This is a genomic window from Limibacter armeniacum (genome assembly GCF_036880985.1).
GTDB classification, from domain to species: Bacteria; Bacteroidota; Bacteroidia; order Cytophagales; family Flammeovirgaceae; genus Limibacter; species Limibacter armeniacum.
Genome location: NZ_JBAJNO010000009.1, coordinates 1,847,916 through 1,867,165 on the forward strand (window position 1 = coordinate 1,847,916; position 19,250 = coordinate 1,867,165).

Below are 19,250 nucleotides of genomic sequence, written 5' to 3' on the forward strand. Positions count from 1 at the left end.
AAAATTTAGAATTGAAATAAATATTAAACTATATACTATTCAAAAGATTGAATACGAATCCAAATGGTTCCTACCAGATTAGTGGTGATCACCGTGCTCCTCAGTAGCCATACCAATGTACAGACCAGTAAGGATTGTAAAGATATAAGCTTGCAGCAATGCTACAAAAAGCTCAAGGAAATACAATGGCACAATCAACAGACCTGCAGCAAAACCGATCAATGCACTCTTCAGAATGAATGTCAGTGTAATGAATGACAGGATACTGATGTGACCTGCCGTAATGTTAGCAAAAAGACGCAACATCAAGGCAATTGGCTTTGTAAAGATACCCATAATCTCTACAGGTGCCATAATGATCAACAACGGCTTTGGTACACCTGGTGTAGCAAAGATGTGCTGCCAGTAGTGTTTATTACCATTTACGTTGGTCACGATCAATGTAAATACTGCCAATGTCATTGTAAATGCGATATTACCAGACAAGTTAGCTGCGGCTGGGAACAAGCCCAACACGTTATTGAACCAGATAAAGAAGAAAACACACAATAGGTAAGGCAAGAATTTCTCGGACCTGTTACCCAAAGTTGGTTTTGCTACCTCATCTCTGATAAAGATGATGATTGGTTCAAAGAAAGACTGAATCCCTTTAGGAGATTGTCCTTTTCTGTTTCTGTAACCTTTTAGAACGGCAAAGAATATCACAAACAGTAATACTACTGATAAGAACATCGATGTCACGTTCTTTGTAAATGAGAAATCCCAAACTTTCTTTCCATTTACCTCTTCAATGTGTCCGTGATCCAGTTTATACTCTCTGTCTCCTTTCACTACTGTATGTTCTCCGTGGTGAAAAGCACTAGACATAAACACATCCAGGTTTCCATCAGTGAACAAAATTACAGGAAGTGGAATCGAAACCACATGCTCGTGTCCCGTCTCATCTTTCCAATCTGCTATGTGCCACGAGTAATCATCTAATACGTGGTGCAGGATCATTTCTGTCGGATTGAAGCCTAGTTCGTTCCCACCCTTCTCTTCAGATGCGTATGCAGGTGAAACTGCAGTAAATAAACCGGCTACCAGCAAGCCGCAAACGAAGTACCTTAGCCAAGAAAAGTTCAAGTTTTTCATCGGTTATTCTTAGTCTCTAACGAATTTTGGCGCAATTTAGAGAATAGGTTAATAATTTCAAACATGGTGTAAGAGAAATAAAATGTGAAGAAAGTAATTGCAAACACAATCTTCTCACTTTTACCCGCCTCACTGAGTATCATATAGGTAAGAAATAACCCAATACCCGAGAACAGTCTTAGGACTGTAGCCCCCATAAAAAAATTATAAAAAGCTATTCCGCCTTCTTTTGTGCCAAGTGATATGATTTCATATGATATAACTACCAACACAATATTAACCGCCAATAGTGGGAAAGTAAACCACCTTGTAATGCTTTCAATAAAGTGAGGCATAAAAATTATTGCTACAGAGAAAATCGAGGACAACACAAGTATCCCCCCATAAAACCACCCTCGACTACCGATCTTTGCCATTTGTTTGTGTCTTGCAAATTTTATTGAAAGCTTGGATGTTGGAGTTTGTATTTCAGTCAACTATCTAATTTGAAGTACCCTGAAGTTATTCCATTCTGTACCCGTCGCATTCCGTTCTCTTAATTCGGCTGCAAACTTAAAAAAATATACTTTAAACAAAAGCCTTTTTAGTGTGTTTTATACCATTAAATCCTAAATGTTTACAAAACTTATCATTTGAGCCAAAGCACAAATGTAGCCATAAAGTAATGGAAAGAGAGGTTTCCTTAATTTTTTACATAAAAAAAGCGTCTGACTTTTTTCAGACGCTTTTTTTAAATACTTCATAATGCGAAGTTATTTTTCATCCGGATCTTTCCGTCTCTTATTATCATCAGAGATTTTCTTCAGTCCTTTAATGAGTAGCATCAACGAAGAGAAAACTCCGAAAAGTAGGAATCCAATCGTAAAATACGGTTTGTCCGTCTCCTGCCATTGGTCCAACATTCGTCCTAGCCAAGCACACAATAGCATTGCGCCGATCATCTCTGTACTTAGAGAGATATAGCGTATATAGTTATTAAACTTGCCTAGCCCTTTCTTAAGCTGTTGCTGTTGAGGCTTCTTGTGCGGCTGCTTTTTCAACTTTCTCTTTCTTTACAGTAGAAGCTGCAGATCCTTTTGCGCTCTCACCCATACGACACTGTCCATTAAAGGCAGCTCCTGGATCTACTGTCAGTTTATTGGTAACGATATCACCATGAACGACAGCCGTTGGTCTCAGCACTAGGCTCTCTGTAATTTCTACAACACCTGTTACTTCACCTTCGATCTCTGCACTTTGCGCATAGATGTTACCTTCTACATGGGCATCTTTACCCAATACTACTCTCGATTTCGAGCGGATGTTACCTACCAGCTTACCTTCCAAACGGAAGTTACCATAAGTTTCTACATCTCCTTTGATTGTTGTTCCTTTAGCAATCTTGTTGCTTGACTCGCTTAATTGATGCATTTCAGCTTCCTTTTCGTTTTTGTTCCCAAAAAGACTCATGATTCTTATCCTAGTTTTATGAAGCAAGTACCGTTCCTTTGCGTCAAATACGCATCGGCTTACTCCAAATTAAACGCTATATAACTTAAAAAACCTCTTGATTAAAGCCTATTCAAATACTATAAAGTTGGCTGGGTTCACTGGGTTGCCCTTGTACCAAAGTTCAAAGTGCAGGTGAGGCCCATCCGTTAGTTCTCCACTGTTACCAATAATGGCAATAATATCTCCAGCTCTTACGTCATCTCCTACTTTCTTCAACAGTGTTGAGTTATGCTTATAGAACGACACCAACTCATTTTTATGTTGGATGCCAATCACATATCCAGAATCTTGTGTCCAAGAAGACATTACGACCGTTCCATCAGCCACAGCTTTAATCGGTTCGTTTGCTTTGGCTACAAGGTCTATACCATAATGCTTCTCACTAATGTTAAATCGATTACTAATTACTCCACTAATAGGTGGGAAGAAGAAAATCTGTTCCAAAAGTGCTCTTGTACTGCTTACATTCCGGGCTGGCTCTGTATCAATATTCTCGAATTGTTCTCTGAATATTGAGTCAGTTGGTGAGATACTCGCTAATGCATCTGTCACAGGTACGGGCTGTTCTGTTGGGGCCTGTTCCTCTACTACTGACGCATTTTCATCTTCCGAAGCATTCGCATCAGCCTTTTCGTCTCCAACATTACCGTTCAATACGGCTTGTATATTATGAATGTAAAGATCTCTGTTAGCTACAGCCAACTGCAAAGAGTCTATCTGTTCCTCAAGTTCAATTAGCTTTTGGTCAGTTCTCACATATGCATAGTGAGGGTCAAACCACCTTGCCAAAAGCGTCTTCATCATCAAGAAACTCCCCAGCAGCATTACTGTAAATATACTACCTAACAGTAAAACTACTTTTGCATAAGTAAAAGGATAAGAACCTTTCTCTGCAAAGGTTTCCTCGTCCCGAACCACCAGCACAAACCTAGAGGCAAGCCAGCTTGATAATGTCTTTTTTTGTCTCATCAGGATTAAATTCAATCTTATTCGGATCAGGCACCAACTTATGGACCTATAAAACCGAGGCTGTCTATGCAAAACAAATGCTAAAATTTCCTTTCAACATGTTTTACTGAGTTGACATACCCACACTACCCCTTAAAAAAACATGGGAACATCCCATATCCACAAAAGTAAATCAATCTTATTCTTTTTCACAAAACTATGATTGAATTATAACTTTCAGAGTTTTATTTAATAGGTGTTAGCACTTCCTAACCATACTACTTAAAAAGGTAACTTTCTAACATTTTCTTGTTATTTCTCCTAACGATTTTATATATAATGCACATATTTTGAGGATAAAAAAGTTAACTTGCTTTTTAAAACTCAACAATGTGCAAGCGTCAGGACAACTATTACACCTGCTTTGTGAGACCCTATACCGAAAATTTTAAATATTGATAAGGCGTGACAAACATTCTAAACAAGATACTTCTACGACTAATTATCGGAGCTTTCCCTCTTCTTCTATTGGGAGGGTGCCAGTTTTATCATGATACTGCCGCACACTACAATGCCTACTTTTTAGCCAACGAAAAACTGAAAGAAGTAGAACAAGCCTTCTTTGAAAATATCCAGAATGACTACAATGATGTGCTTTTTGTGTTTGACGAAATAGACTCGACACGTACCAACGCACAAAAAGAGGGTATGGAATACATCATCAAAAAAGCTTCATTGCCGATCAAATGGCACAAGGGCAGCAAATGGATTGATGACTGTTATAACCTGATAGCACGTTCACGCCTTTATCAGGAGGATTATGACAATGCCCTCGATACTTACAAGTACGTCTATGCGAACAGTGAGGACCCTGCTGAGGTACATGAAGCCTTGATTTGGATGCTCAGACTTTTTATTGAAAAAGATGAGCCTCGTAATATGGAGGTGGTGAAACAAGCTATCAATGATGACACACGCCCTTTCAATAAGGAAAATACTAAGATGTACCATTTGACAATGGCACATTACTATAGACTAGAAAGAAATTTTGCCCCTGCAGCAGAACACTTGCACCTTGCAGCGCCTTTGGAAGAAGATAAAAACAGACGTGCCCGCTATTTTTTCATTCTAGGTCAACTCTACCGACAATTAAATGATAACGAAAAAGCATACGACTACTTCCATACAGTATCCAAGATCAACACCTCTTACGATCTTGAGTTCGTGGCAGCACTAAACGCTAAAGCGGTACAACCTCAGGAACTTTCCAACCCTGAAATATCTGAAGAACTTGACAAGTATTTTCAGAAGTCACTGAAAGACTTGAAAAACTGGGACTACCGTGACCGTATCTACTATGAGATGGCAAAAGTAGAGCTAAAACGCCCTGACTTGGATCAAGCTCTAACATACTTGAATGAATCTATTCAACTGAGTACCAAGGATCAAATTCAAAAAGGTTACTCATACTTGTTGACAGGTCAGCTTTACTATACTGAAAAAACCAACTATGTAAAGTCTGCTGCCTACTATGATAGTGCTATCCAAACTTTGCCAAAAACCATCCCTGACTATGAGCAGGTTGCCACACGAGCGGACTACCTGAAAGATTTGGCTAAGTTCACTTCTATCATTGAAGAAAAAGACAGGTTGCTCAAGCTTTCTCAAATGTCTCCTGAAGAACAGCAGTCAATCTTCGAGCAGGAGATTACATCTGAAAAGGAATCCATCATCCAACAGCAGGAGTATGATAAAATCAATGAAGGAAGAAGAAACCTCAAAATGGTTACCAGTGAGCTACCAAGTACTAAAGGAGGTAACAGCTGGTACTTCTACAATGCAACTGCATCAGTGGCTGGTAGCTCTGCCTTCTTAAGGACTTGGGGCAGCAGGCCTTTGGAAGATAACTGGAGAAGATCCCGCAAACAGAAGGTGGAAACCAACAACCTAAAAGAAGCATTGGCACAGGATGAGCAGCAACGCAAAGCCGCTGAAGAAGACGTTTTTGCTTCAGTTAAATCTGTTGAGCAACGTCAAGCTGAAATACCTACTTCACCTGAAGATATCCAGCAAATACGAAACGAGCTTGAAGAAGCACTCTTCAGCCTGATGAAAGTATATATCTACAAAATCAAAAGTTATCCAGATGCTGAGCAAATCTGTCAGCGCCTTATAAATGAGTTTGACAAGGGTGTGTACACTCCTGAAGCTGTTTATATTTTCTATACACTTTGCAAGGATCAAAACTGTGATCAGGAGATATACAAAAATGTCCTACTGGAACAACATCCTGAGTCGTTTTACGCGAAGATCATTATTAATCCACAGTATGTCTCGCAGAATAACCTGATGAACAGAGCTGCTGAAAAGAACTACGAAAGGGCATACAGACTGTATAAGTCAGGTAACTATGAAAATGCTCAGAGGCTGATTGAAGAGACATTAGTAAGGTATCCTACCAATGGGCTAAAAGATAAATTCCAAATGTTGGAGGTACTGATCGTTGGACAGACGGCTATCTTCTTCAAAGAGTACCATCAAGCTATCAGTGATTTCATTGAAAAAAATCCGGAAAGCGAACTGATGCCTATTGCCAACAGTTTATTGGAACAAGTAGATACCAATGCCTTGGATAAAAGAATACCGGGCAGATACCATTACGAAAGACAATAGCCGTTTCTATCTCAACTTAGAAATTGCAAAGTAAAAAAGGTGGACATCAAAACTGTCCACCTTTTTTATTGGGCTCAAATCCGTGTACTACTTCTGATTTAAAGACAGCCAAAACACTTTGTTATGAAACTGTATTTTATCCAAAAACCCTCTTCTAATTTTCACTATAGCAAAATACCTTTTCGACTTAATAAAACACCCTCACACGAGTCTTATTACGCATTATATTTAAAAAGCATATAAGAAATAGTCCCAAAACACTCAATCAAACGCTACTTAAAAAATACAATTGAGACTAAACAAAAAAAGCCATTGAAGTCAACGACCTCAATGGCTTTCATGCTAGTGAATCAATCTCAAATGAAACCTGGACAACCTACTAATTATTAATTAGCATCAGCCGGTTGCTGTGTGGCATCCCAGCCACCACCAAGTGCTTGATATATATTAACTAAAGCGCTCATTTGCTCTTTTTTAGTCTCGATCAACTCAAACTTTGACTCCAAAGCATCACGTTGAGTCATCAGTACTTCCATATAGTCTGCTCTTGCCGATCTGAACAAGTCATTGGAAATATTGATTGATTGCGTAAGTGCATCCACCTCTTTAGACTTCAGGTCGTAGCTCTGCTCAAGGTTATTGATCTTTGACAATTGATTTGCTACTTCGATGTAAGCATTCAACAACGTCTGCTCATAGTTGTAAACAGCCTGAATTTGCTTAGCATTTGCACTGAAATAAGTTGCCTTAATTGCATTCTTATTGATCAGTGGTGCTGTCAAATCCCCTGCCAGTGAGAAAAGCATCGACTCCGGTGTTTTCACCAAATAAGTTGGGTCAAATGCCCGCAAGCCAATACCAGCTGTAATACCCAATGAAGGATAGAAGTTAGCTTTAGCTACTTGCACATCAAGCTTCGCTGCTACCAACTCCAGTTCCGCCTGTCTGATATCAGGGCGATTTGCCAATAACTGTGATGGAATACCTGCTTGAATATGGTCAGGAACCAAGCTAATGAACGCTTCTGACTCTCTTTCAATAGGCTGAGGGAATCTACCTACCAAATAGTTCAGCTTGTTCTCAGTTTCTGTAATCTTCTGCTGAATATCAAACTGAAGGCTTCTGGTATGGTACACTTCTGCCTCAAACTTACGTACTGCCAATTCGGTCACCTTAGTCGCTTCCTTCTGCAGTCTTACAATTTTCAAGGCATTTGTCTGTATCTCAATATTTCTCTCTACAATATCCAACTGATTGTCAAGTGCCAATAGCTCATAATATGAGTTAGCAATTTCAGCAATCAGGCTAGTTACCATAAAGTTTTTACCTTCTACAGAAGATAGGTAGCGATTGAGTGCCGCCTTTTTGGCATTACGTAACTTATGCCAGATATCCACTTCCCAAGTAGCAAAAGCTCCTAACAGGTAGTCTTGCAATGGCTCAGGAGTTTCCCTTCCAGGCTCAATATCAGTAGTAGCTTCACTAGCACCAATATTGGTGTATCTACTAACTTTATCAACACCTGCTCCACCTCTAAGACTAACAGATGGTAAGTACTCTCCTTTTTTGGCTCTCACCTCATTTCTTGCTACCTCAATTTCCTGTAGCATGATATTCAGTTCCTGATTGTTCTTCAAAGCGACATCAATCAGTTCATTCAAATGAGGATCTGTGAAATATTCTTTCCACTGTACTTCAGCTACGTTGGTAGAATCCTGCGAGTCATTATAACTCGCAGGAACAGTGTTGTTTATTGGTTTATCAACGATTGCTGGAATTTTACAAGCTGTAAAAGCTAACGGTATACAGGCCAGCTTTATACATTTATATATTACTCTTTTACACATTGTATGCTATGTCTTCAGTGTCTTCTTCAGTTTCAGTATCTTCCGTTAATGGCATCTCATCTTCATCCTGGATCAACTTACGACCTGCAGCGATTGTACCGAAAATGTAGTAAAGACCCGGTACGATGATGACACCGAAAATAGTACCCAGCAACATACCGCCGGCTGCCGCCGAACCAATAGTACGGTTACCGATAGCACCTGGACCTGTTGCAAGTACCAATGGGATCAGACCTGCAATAAAGGCAAATGAGGTCATCAGGATCGGACGGAAACGTTCTTTTGCACCTGCAATGGCAGCTTCAAGAACGGTATATCCTTGCTCATGTTTCTGGATAGCAAACTCGACAATCAGTACGGCGTTCTTACCCAACAAACCAACCAGCATGACCAGTCCGACCTGCGCATATATATCATTGGCCAAGCCCATGACCTTAAGCAGAATGAATGATCCAAAAATACCTGCTGGCAGAGAAAGAATTACGGACAATGGAAGTACAAAACTTTCGTATTGTGCCGCTAGTACCAAGTACACGAATCCCAATACAATCAGGAAGATATAGATGGCTTCATTACCACGAGCTACCTCATCTTTAGAAAGACCAGCCCAGTCAATGCCATAACCTCTTGGAAGTGTTTTGGCGACTTCCTTGATTGCTTCAATCGCTTCACCACTACTATACCCTGGAGCTGGTGAACCATTGATTGAAGATGAAGTGTACATGTTATAACGAGTGATCTCATTTAGTCCTTGAGTCTTCTTGATTTTCATAAAAGAAGAGTAAGGTACCATCTCATCACGGTCATTTTTCACATACAGTTTCATGACATCGTCCGGCAATCTTCTATATTCTGGAGATGATTGAACGAAAACCTTGTAGAAACTACCAAACCTGATAAAACCAAGTTCATATGTACTACCAATAAGGATTGACAAATTGTCCATCGCTTTACCGATCGAAACACCTTTCTGCATAGCAGCCTTGTTATCAATCTCTACCTCATATTGCGGATAGTTGGCAGCGAAGAAAGTAAACAGACCTGTCAGCTCCTTGCGCTCTTTCAACTTCGCCATGAACTCATCATTCACTTTTTCAAATGCCTTATAATCATCTGAGTTGGTTTTATCCAACAGACGAAGTGCAAAACCGCCTGCTGCACCGTAACCAGGAACCGCTGGTGGCTGGAAGAACTCGATAGTCGCACCAGGAATCTCATGGTGGGCTTCCTCCTCCAACTCTTCGATAATCTCAGCTGCAGAGTGTTTACGTTTTGACCAGTCTTTCAAGTTAATCATACAGGTACCCGCATTGGAACCCCTACCTTCTGTCAGGATCTCGTAACCAGCAAGTGACGATACCGACTCAATTCCCTCGATATGCTCAGCCATTTCCTGAAGCTGACGAGAAATATGGTTGGTTCTTTCCAATGTAGAGCCCGGAGGTGTCTGGATAATCGCATAGATCATACCTTGGTCCTCATTCGGAATAAAACCGGAAGGTAGTGTATTAGAAGTTGCCCAAATACCAGCACAGAATGCCAACAAGAGACCAAACGTCACCAACCTGCGGTTGACGATCAGTTTTAGGAATCCGATGTACTTCCCTGTAACCTTTTCAAATACCTCATCAAACCAATCCAAGAACCTGTTGATAGGTGTCTTCTTTCTTGGTTTTCCATGTGTATCCTTCAGGATCATCGCACAAAGTACTGGTGTAAGCGTCAAGGCAACCAAACCTGAAAGGACGATAGAACAGGCCATCGTGATCGAGAACTGTCTGTAGAAAATACCTACAGGTCCTGACATAAAGGCTACTGGAACGAATACCGCTGTCATCAGGAGTGTAATCGCGATTACGGCACCACTGATTTCGTGCAATACAACCTTAACGGCTTGGAAAGGTGTGAGGTGTTGCTCCGCCATCTTGGCGTGAACAGCCTCTACTACTACAATGGCATCATCGACTACTACACCAATTGCCAATACTAGGGCAAACAGCGAAATCAAGTTGATCGTCAAGCCAAACATCTGCATAAAGATAAAGGCACCGACCAAGGATACTGGTACTGCTATGGTTGGAATCAGTGTAGAACGCCAGTCACCCAAGAACAGGAATACTACGATCGCCACCAAGATAAACGCCTCAAACAAGGTATGTACTACTTTTTCGATAGAGGCATTCAAGAAGTTTGAAACGTCGTAACTGATTTTGTAATCCATACCAGGAGGGAAAGAGCTTTCCTTAATAGCATCAAGCTTATCTTTTACCTCCTGAATTACATCATTAGCGTTACTACCATAGTTCTGCTTAATCGTAATGGCTGCAGATGGGTGTCCATCCAAGTTGGAATAGATATCATAGAATTCTGAGCCCAATTCAACCTCAGCTATGTCTTTCAGGTATAATATTTCACCTTCTGCATTAGCACGGATAATGACATCCTCGTATTGCTTAGTCTCGTTGTACCTACCTTTATAAGTAAGTACATATTCAAGTGACTGTGACTTCTTACCGTCACTTCTACCCAATCTACCAGGAGAACCAATGATACTTTGTTCTTCCAGTGCTTCCATCACTTCTTCAGCAGAAACGTTGTAAGCTCTCATACGGTCTGGTTTCAACCAAACACGCATCGCATACTGACGGCTACCAAGGATCTTTGTCTGTCCTACACCGTTAAGTCGCTTCAGCTCTGGCAGGATGTTCACATTGGCAAAGTTGTACAGGAATTTCTCATTCGCATGTTCATCCTCACTATACAGGTTGACATACATCAACATACTAGGCTGTACAGGGGTGATGATAAGCCCTTCACGCTGTACAAGTGGAGGAAGCCTGTTGGTCACCTGCTCGATACGGTTCTTTACGTTTACTACCGCAGCGTTAGGGTCAACACCCAGGTTAAATACAATTTGAATAGTTCCTTCCCCTGCACTGGTTGCGTCAGAGGTCATGTATTTCATGCCGGGAGTACCATTGATGGCTTTCTCCATCGGGATCAATACAGAGTTCACCAATACCTTTGCACTGGCACCCGGATAGGCAATAAAAATATTAACCATTGGAGGCGCCACATTGGGGAACTGAGATGTCGGCAGTGTCTTGATAGCCAGTGATCCCATAAAGAGAATCACCAATGATATCACGATCGAGAGCACCGGCCGTTTTATAAATTTATGAAACATGGTAATGTCTTTTTAAAGCGTCAAATTATTCAGTAAACAACTTCAAGTGAGTGATCACTTTTTCAGGTGCTTCGTATTCGAATTCGATCTCATCATCGTCTTTCACCTTACGCAAGCCCTCCAGAAGGATCTTTTCATCAGGATTCAATCCTTTGCTTACTGCATACAGATCTTCCATTTCAGCACCGATTGTCACTTCTCTTTGTTTCACTTTGTGCTCTTTATCTACAACAAAGACATATTTCTTATCTAAGATCTCAAAAGTCGCCTTCTGAGGAATGATGATAGCATCTTTAAGTGGCTCAACCATCAAGATATTACCGGTTTCGCCATGTCTTAAAAGACCCTCTGGATTAGGGAATGTCGCTCTGAATGGGATGTTACCTGTCTCATTGTTGAAGTCAGCTTCAATTGTCTCCACCAAACCTGAGTGTGAGAATATCTTGTTGTTAGCCATCAGCAGGCTTACTTCTTTGAGGTCACTATCCTCTTTCAGTTCAGTTTTGTAATCCAAGTATTCTGCTTCAGGAACATTGAAGTACACCCACATCTTGCTGTTGTCTGAAAGGTTCGAAAGCAACTCACCCTCATCAATCAAGCTACCAAGTCTTACGTGGAAGCGGTCAATGATTCCATCAAAAGGAGCCCTGATTTCTGTAAACTGAAGGTGTACTTGCGCCAATGCCAGTTCAGCATTTGCCTTTTCATATTTGGCTTTCGCCATAGCCAACTCATTTGGAGCAACGACGTTGCTATCAGCTAGCTTTTTTGTGTTTTGGTATTCAATTTCTGCAAAGTTGGCTTCCGCTTTAGCCTTCTTCAGCTCAGCTTCATACAGGTTGGGCATAATTCTGAAAAGAAGCTGTCCTTTTCTAACAGTCTGGCCTTCATCCACATAAATCTTTTCCAGATAGCCTCTTTCTTGAGCACGAAGCTCAATGTGCTGTATTGATTTTATTTGGGACACATAATCTTTGGTAATTGAAGTATCCATTTTTATAGGGCTTGTCACCAAAAACTTGGTAGCCTCTTTTTTCTCTTCTTTGTGTGATTCACAGCTTGTAGCGCACAGCAAAGCATACAAGCCCAAGCTCATGAGCATGAGAATTCTCTTCATAATAATTTTGCTTTTAAAGCAGTAAATGTTGATTAATCTAAACCTAAGAGATGTATAAACACGATGCGCTGGATATCATGAGTAGCATAAGCATAATGCTACCGTGATTTCAGGCATAAAAAATACGCATAGGGAAAAGGCAGACAAAAGGAGATCTGTCTACGCAAAATAAGTCATCATATTCTCAAAACTCGAAATTTGAGATATCGACTATAAGTTGGAAAATATGAAAAATGTCTTTTGTAGGGAGTAAACTTCTCGGTATAGTAGCTAAAAAGTCCCGAGTGGATATAAAAAGCAGTATGAAGGTCTTTATTGTACTCTAAATTCTTTTTAGAGTGAGAAGACTCGTTTTCTTCTTCCTCAATGTCGAGGAGATGACCTTTATTAGGTGCTTTTTTCTTACCCGACTGGGTAGCTTTGATGTGTAATGCAATGTCACTTTGGACTTTGCCCAAATTTGTTTGGTATGAACTATCAAGAACCTTTACTTCCGAAAGGGCACTACGATCCTGATCTGTATTGGCATACAGTTGGCTAAGTCCACTTAGCAGGATAATGCAGAGCGATATAAAAATTCTAAGTAAAGTTTTCATAATTACGGCTTCAAACTTATACAAAGTTGTTTATACAGGCAAGATGAAAGTGTTAAAGGTTGTTACTTACTAGTGACAATTGTCATTGGAATCAACCTATGGGGCTATCGAACACTCTACTGAAAATAATATTCTCTACATTATCATCAATATATAATAACCAAAAATTTTACTTGGAGAGGTACAGTTATTGATATGGTATTTCACGTAATTGAGAAATTGTTCATACTCTTTTTTTTAGTGTACTTTTTCAAGTCATTGAATGGTTGTATTTTGCAGCCACTATTAGCATTATGGGAGTGAGGTAATTAAAACAACCACGATACACAACTGAATTTCAATCAAATGAAATCCATTCTGAAGTTCCAGTTTATTCCATCTCCATCATGGATGCTTTAAAAAATTGCGACCATCAATAAAGTGTCGTTTAACCATGCATTAAAATGTCTTTTCCTGCCATGATGGGCTTAGACATTTCAAATGTGGACTTCAATACTATCAGATTTATAAATACGCGAACAATAATGTATTCAAAAGTTATTAAAATACTTTGGGTCCTATTTGGTTTGGGAGTGATTTGCGCTTTTATGTTTGCCATATCTCTTAAACAAAACTGGTTTAACCTTTACGGAGGATTTCCGGACCCAAGCGTACTGGAAAACCCTGAAACGGAACTAGCTTCCGAACTTTACTCTGCTGACGGTGTAATGCTGGGCAAATACTTCCGTGAGAACAGGACTAACATTCGTTATGAAGACCTTTCTCCTAACCTGATTAAATCACTGTACGCCTCAGAAGATATCCGTTTTGACGAACACAGTGGTATTGACTTGCGTGCCACTGCGGCAATTCCATTCTCATTTCTAAGAGGTGTAAAGAGAGGGTCAAGTACCTTGACGCAACAGTTGGCAAAAAACCTATTCAACACACGTCGTTCAGATGAGCTTAAAGGCAAACTGAGTGATGTTAAGTTGTTAGGTCTTGTCATCAACAAATTCAAGGAGTGGATATTGGCTATAGAGCTTGAACGTTCTTACACCAAAAAGGAAATCATGGAAATGTATCTGAATACTGTTGACTTTGGCAGTAATGCTTTTGGTATTCAGGTAGCATCTCAAACCTTTTTCAATACTACTCCTGAAGACCTAACAATTCCCCAAGCGGCTACTTTGGTAGGTATCCTACAGGCACCGTCATATTACAGCCCACGTTTCCATCCAGACAGAGCAACTGTCGTTAGAAACAAAGTGATTGGTCAAATCAAGAAGTACTATGATGACTTAGACATTGAGCAGTCATTGGATATCACTATGGCTGACTTGGACTCAATGATGACTATCCCGATGGGACTACAGTATGAAGTTGAGAACCACACCAAAGGTTTAGCTCCTTACTTCAGAGCGGAGGTTAAAAGAGAATTACTTAGACTGTTTGCTAACGACCCTGAACTTCAAGGTTATGACCTATTTGGGGATGGTCTGAAAATCTATACAACAATTGACTCCCGTATGCAACGCTATGCTGAACAAGCTGTTGAGAAACACATGAAACAGCAGCAAAAGCTATTTTGGAGCCACTGGAAAGGACAAGGTGATCCGTGGATTGATAAAGAAGGAAAACCTTTGGAAGGCTTCCTTGAAAGAGCAATTAAGAGAACTGATGTTTACCGTACATTGAAAGCACAATACGGAAACAATGCCAAGGCAATTGAAAAAGAGTTGAACCGCAAGAAGAAAATGAAAGTCTTCACGTGGAAAAATGACAAGTATGAAACTGATACAACTTTCAGCTCTTATGACTCACTGAGATATTACAAGCACTTCCTGCATACTGGCTTCATGGCTATGGACCCATACAATGGAGACATCAAAGCATGGGTAGGTGGTATCAATTTCAAGTACTTCAAGTACGACCATGTAAGACAAAGTTACAGACAGCCTGGTTCAACTTTCAAACCAATGCTTTATTCAGCGGCATTGGAAGACAAGTTCACACCTTGTACGCCAATTGTGGACGCGCCAATTACATTCACACCTGATGAAACAGGCAGTGGAGAACCTTGGACTCCTAAGAATGCAGACAACTACTCTGGAGAGACCATGACATTAAGACAAGCCATGGCCCGTTCGGTAAACACCTCTGCTGCATATCTGGTAAAAGTATTAGGTCCAAGAAGGCTTGCACAATATGCTAGAGACAAGTTTGGTTTCAAGGAAGTTCGTGATGACCTGTTTGGTTACATGATCTCCAACGATGATAAAGTAGCAGGCAAGACTGGTTACGACATGAAGCCGATACAGGCTGTACCGTCTCTATGTTTAGGTACAGAGGATGTTTCTGTATATGAAATGGTATCGGCTTACGGTACTTTCGTTAACAAGGGTACATGGACTATGCCGCTATTCATTACTAGAATAGAAGACAAAGATGGCCGTATCCTGAAAGAGTTCACTCCTATGACTAAGGAGAGCTTGAATGAAAAAACTGCTTGGCTTATGACTTATATGCTAAGAGGTTCAAGTGAAGAGTCTGGAGGTACGTCTTTAAGACTGACACAATTCAACTTCAGAAGAGATCAGAAAAACTGGAAAAACTTCCATGTAGGAGGCAAGACAGGTACAACAGCTAACTACTCTGATGCTTGGTTCATGGGAATGACAAAAGACCTTGTAGCAGGCGTATGGGTTGGTGGTGAAGACAGAAGTATCCACTTCCGTTCTATTCAGTATGGTCAAGGAGCAAGACAGGCACTTCCTGAATTTGCTTACTTTATGGAATCTGTTTACGGTGATGAAGAGCTTTGCAAGGAACTTGGTTACTCAAGAGGCCTGTTCCCTGAGCCTTCCAAACCAATCGGCATAGACCTAGAATGTGGAGATATCGGTGATGTAGTCTCTGAAATTGAAGGAGACTCAGTCGAGGTCGACAAAGCATATGAAGTTCCTAAAGAAACCGACGACGGTATTCTATAATAAACTTATCAATACAAAAATCCCGAGTTGTTAAACAGCTCGGGATTTTTTGTTATCATTTTTTTTACAAAAGGTAGTTGAGAAAGTCTCTTCCATTTCTTTACTTAATGTATCTTCTCAAATCTGAACTCAACTATACCTGAAATGGGTTCACTTTTCACTTAGATTTAGACCTACTACATACACAATAAATAAATCACCATACATATATAAACCACTTGTTCACAATACTCCTTCTTATACAATATGGAATACAACCCACTAGCCCATACTGAAATACCTGTCGGAGAACGCACCTTATTCAAGGTTGCAGGATCGGTCAAGACTCTTGTCAACTTTATGAAGGGACATACTCAACTCGACAACTTTATTGAGATTCATAAACCCATGCTGGATGAACTTTGTCACAGCGTCCTTCACAATGTATTGCACCACCCCCAAAAACGTTACCGTATATCCATCGAAGGGCGGGGGCAGTCTTCAGGTGAAAGTACCCTTGCAAACATACAGCTCGCAGTAATGCGCGCCCGCTTTGTAAGAGACAAGTTCCATGAGTACTTATTAAATTTTAAGGAAGGAAGTTACAGCATCCGGGACATGGTTATAAACAAGAGGCTATATATTAGAGTTATAGATGTGTTGCCATACTATGATCAGGAAAAAGGAAAGACTTCTTGGACAGATGGTACAATTGACGCCCCCAAATACCAAAGAGGCAAAGTAAACGTCTATTATGAGTCTAAGAGTATTTGAGGTTTGTAATCAAGCGTAAAATGTATCACCTTTGCGGATATAGAAAGCGCAATACTCACTAACAATCAAGCATATGGATAACAGTATCGTATATACCATCATCTTCATTTTCCTGATGAGTACACTTTTCCCAATGGCTGGATACTACATGGATTTCCGTCATAGAAAGAAAATGCATCAGCGAAAGCAGAAGTAATGCTGATAAACAAAAAAAGCTGACCAAGTAAATGGTCAGCTTTTTTTAATTTATAACTCTATCTGTATTGATTACTTCGCATAATTCACAGAACGCATCTCTCTGATAACTGTCACCTTGATCTGTCCAGGATATTGCATTTCCTTTTCGATCTTGTCAGCTACTTCAAATGACAGTTGGCTTGCTTCTGTATCTGTTACATTCTCGGCATCCACCATCACTCTCAGTTCACGACCCGCCTGCATTGCATAACACTTGTTCACTCCTTTAAAGCTAAGTGCCATACTCTCCAGATCCTTCAATCGCTTGATATAAGATTCCATCATCTCACGTCTAGCTCCAGGACGAGAACCACTGATTGCATCACATGCCTGAACAATTGGAGAAATTAGTGTCGTCATTTCGACTTCATCATGGTGAGCTCCAATCGCATTACATACATCAGGATGCTCTCCGTATTTCTTTGCCAAGTTCATACCCAAGATTGCGTGAGGTACTTCTGGCTCTTCTGGCCATACTTTACCAATATCATGCAATAGTCCCGCACGCTTAGCCTGTTTTGCATTCAGCCCTAGCTCAGAAGCCATTGATGCTGCAAGCTTGGCTACTTCACGTGAGTGCTGTAACAGGTTCTGACCATAAGATGAACGGAAACGCATTCTACCAACCATCTTGATCAGCTCAGGGTGCAATCCGTGAATACCTAGGTCGATCACTGTTCTTTCACCCAACTCAACGATTTCCTCTTCAATACTCTTACGAGTCTTGGTTACTACTTCCTCGATTCTTGCAGGGTGAATACGTCCATCCGCTACCAAACGCTGAAGTGAAACTCTTGCGATTTCCCTTCTTACAGGATCAAATCCAGAAATGATAATCGCTTCCGGTGTATCGTCCACAATAATCTCCACTCCTGTAGAGGCTTCCAGTGCACGGATATTTCTACCTTCACGACCGATGATTTTACCTTTCAAATCATCATTTTCAAGGTTGAATACTGATACACAGTTTTCAATCGCATGCTCTGCAGCCGTACGTTGAATTGTCGTAATGATCGTTTTCTTAGCTTCTTTGGTTGCAGTAAGCTTTGCTTCTTCCATAATGTTCTTAATATGGATTGATGCTTTGGTACGTGCCTCGTCCTGCAACGCTTCTACCAACTGCTCTCTTGCTTCGTCTGCTTTTAGGTTTGCAATCTTTTCCAGTTTGGAAACCTGCTCCTGACGCAACACTTCAGCCTCGTCCTTTGCCTTTATAGCTAATTGCTTTTGATCTGCTACTTCATTGAAACGATCCTCCAACTCTGTATTCTGCTTCTTCAGTTGCTCTGATTGCTTTGCCAGCTGAGCTTCCTTCTGCTTCAGTTTCGCTTCGTTCTGCTTCAGTTTATTTTCGTACTGTTTCAGTCTGTTTTCATTAACACTGAGTTGGTTTTTACGCTTTGCAACATCACTATCAAAGTCAGACTTCATCTTCAGGTATTTCTCCTTTGCCTCCAGTATCTTGCTTCGCTTATTGGCTTCTGCATCACTCTTAGCGTCCTCGATAAGCCTCTCTGCTTTTTGACGAGCATCCGTCTCCATTTGCTTGAACACAAGCATCAGTAAATATCTGCCAATAACTACCCCTATAATCAGGGCAACTACTGCTGTTACTACAACTTCCATCATGTTTACACCAGTTTTGAAATACCTCGCATCATATTTAATGCAAGGTTACCATCTATAAAATCTGGCTTCGGGTAAGTTTGCTTTATACAGATTCTTAAGGAAGCAATATTTAAAAGCAAGTAGGCAAGTTCAGATTTCTGGGTTTTCCTGTCCGCTGGTATTCAGACCAGACAAAATCAGGCTGTTCAGCCCGCTCAGCATTGCAACTGCTTCGGCTTCCTCTTCAGCCCGTCCCATACTTTCAACCAAAATATCGAAAGCAGTCATGGCCAAGAGATCCGCAGTACTAGCAATGCCCAAACGTTTGCGTTTCAGCTCAATTTTTTCGTTCAAGGTATACGCAGCCTTCCTCAGGAGTTTCTCTTCCTGAGCATCGGCAATCAACGTATATTCCCGTTCACATATTTTTATTTTAATCTGACTTTTCATAGAAATATTTTGCACTCTAACTGATACCTACAACAAATGATACCAGTAGCATTTCTATTCCCCACTAACTTTCACTTACCGACTTTTCCTTAAGCTTCCCCTCTGCCGATTAGTTACAATTCTAGCAAATTTCAATTGATATGAAAAATAGATAATTTTTTAGTGGGTTCCTGTTCTTTCTTCAATTTTATATCTCGGAACCTTTAAATTTCACCTATCCTACATCCAATTTTAGTG

At 40.5% G+C, this 19,250-nt stretch carries 15 protein-coding genes; 4 read left to right on the forward strand and 11 right to left on the reverse strand.

Annotated features, from left to right (window positions below; all coding sequences use genetic code 11):
* Window positions 1–78 precede the first annotated feature (78 nt).
* From atpB to V6R21_RS25575, 5 genes are all read right to left on the reverse strand, one after another.
* Entirely contained in the window at window positions 79–1,134 is a 1,056-nt protein-coding gene (gene atpB / locus V6R21_RS25555) for a F0F1 ATP synthase subunit A (RefSeq protein WP_334246362.1), read from the reverse strand.
* The gene (locus tag V6R21_RS25560; protein ID WP_334246363.1) at window positions 1,131–1,550 is read right to left on the reverse strand and encodes a hypothetical protein; all 420 of its coding nucleotides are present in this window, start codon (window positions 1,548–1,550) and stop codon (window positions 1,131–1,133) included. The genes atpB and V6R21_RS25560 overlap by 4 nt, the downstream gene beginning before the upstream one ends.
* Before the next feature lie 336 nt (window positions 1,551–1,886).
* The gene (locus tag V6R21_RS25565) at window positions 1,887–2,174 is read right to left on the reverse strand and encodes an AtpZ/AtpI family protein (protein WP_334246364.1); all 288 of its coding nucleotides are present in this window, start codon (window positions 2,172–2,174) and stop codon (window positions 1,887–1,889) included.
* Window positions 2,131–2,583, reverse strand: coding sequence for a bactofilin family protein (locus V6R21_RS25570; protein WP_334246365.1), 453 nt, complete (start codon window positions 2,581–2,583; stop codon window positions 2,131–2,133). Before V6R21_RS25570 ends, V6R21_RS25565 begins: the two co-directional genes overlap by 44 nt.
* A gap of 108 nt (window positions 2,584–2,691) precedes the next feature.
* Window positions 2,692–3,594: a M23 family metallopeptidase gene (locus V6R21_RS25575; RefSeq protein WP_334246366.1), complete on the reverse strand. Its 903-nt coding sequence runs from the start codon at window positions 3,592–3,594 to the stop codon at window positions 2,692–2,694.
* Between the two features lie 444 nt (window positions 3,595–4,038).
* On the opposite strand from V6R21_RS25575, the gene porW reads away from it, so the two are divergent.
* Window positions 4,039–6,246, forward strand: coding sequence for a type IX secretion system periplasmic lipoprotein PorW/SprE (gene porW / locus V6R21_RS25580; RefSeq protein ID WP_334246367.1), 2,208 nt, complete (start codon window positions 4,039–4,041; stop codon window positions 6,244–6,246).
* A gap of 386 nt (window positions 6,247–6,632) precedes the next feature.
* Here porW and V6R21_RS25585 read toward each other — a convergent pair whose 3' ends face one another.
* The 4 genes from V6R21_RS25585 to V6R21_RS25600 form a co-directional block, all read right to left on the reverse strand.
* The gene (locus V6R21_RS25585; protein WP_334246368.1) at window positions 6,633–8,093 is read right to left on the reverse strand and encodes a TolC family protein; all 1,461 of its coding nucleotides are present in this window, start codon (window positions 8,091–8,093) and stop codon (window positions 6,633–6,635) included.
* A complete protein-coding gene (locus V6R21_RS25590) occupies window positions 8,086–11,280 on the reverse strand; it encodes an efflux RND transporter permease subunit (RefSeq protein WP_334246369.1) in 3,195 nt (1,064 codons plus the stop codon). The genes V6R21_RS25585 and V6R21_RS25590 overlap by 8 nt, the downstream gene beginning before the upstream one ends.
* Window positions 11,281–11,305: 25 nt before the next feature.
* The gene (locus V6R21_RS25595; RefSeq protein WP_334246370.1) at window positions 11,306–12,397 is read right to left on the reverse strand and encodes an efflux RND transporter periplasmic adaptor subunit; all 1,092 of its coding nucleotides are present in this window, start codon (window positions 12,395–12,397) and stop codon (window positions 11,306–11,308) included.
* Window positions 12,398–12,573: 176 nt separating this feature from the next.
* Entirely contained in the window at window positions 12,574–12,993 is a 420-nt protein-coding gene (locus tag V6R21_RS25600) for a hypothetical protein (RefSeq protein WP_334246371.1), read from the reverse strand.
* 524 nt (window positions 12,994–13,517) lie between these two features.
* Here V6R21_RS25600 and V6R21_RS25605 point away from each other — a divergent pair.
* The 3 genes from V6R21_RS25605 to V6R21_RS25615 all read left to right on the forward strand — a co-directional run bounded on the left by V6R21_RS25605 (window position 13,518) and on the right by V6R21_RS25615 (window position 16,914).
* Window positions 13,518–15,965, forward strand: coding sequence for a transglycosylase domain-containing protein (locus V6R21_RS25605; RefSeq protein ID WP_334246372.1), 2,448 nt, complete (start codon window positions 13,518–13,520; stop codon window positions 15,963–15,965).
* A 246-nt stretch (window positions 15,966–16,211) separates the two neighbouring features.
* Window positions 16,212–16,718 (forward strand): hypothetical protein, encoded by a 507-nt coding sequence (locus tag V6R21_RS25610; protein WP_334246373.1) that lies wholly within the window; start codon window positions 16,212–16,214, stop codon window positions 16,716–16,718.
* A 73-nt stretch (window positions 16,719–16,791) separates the two neighbouring features.
* Window positions 16,792–16,914, forward strand: a complete 123-nt coding sequence (locus V6R21_RS25615) for a hypothetical protein (protein WP_334246374.1) — start codon at window positions 16,792–16,794, stop codon at window positions 16,912–16,914.
* 71 nt (window positions 16,915–16,985) lie between these two features.
* On the opposite strand, the gene rny is transcribed toward V6R21_RS25615, so the two are convergent.
* Together rny and V6R21_RS25625 are read right to left on the reverse strand one after the other, a co-directional pair.
* Window positions 16,986–18,584, reverse strand: coding sequence for a ribonuclease Y (gene rny, locus V6R21_RS25620; RefSeq protein WP_334246375.1), 1,599 nt, complete (start codon window positions 18,582–18,584; stop codon window positions 16,986–16,988).
* A 129-nt stretch (window positions 18,585–18,713) separates the two neighbouring features.
* Complete coding sequence (locus tag V6R21_RS25625) at window positions 18,714–19,013, reverse strand: cell division protein ZapA (RefSeq protein WP_334246376.1); 300 nt, start codon at window positions 19,011–19,013, stop codon at window positions 18,714–18,716.
* Window positions 19,014–19,250: the final 237 nt, after the last annotated feature.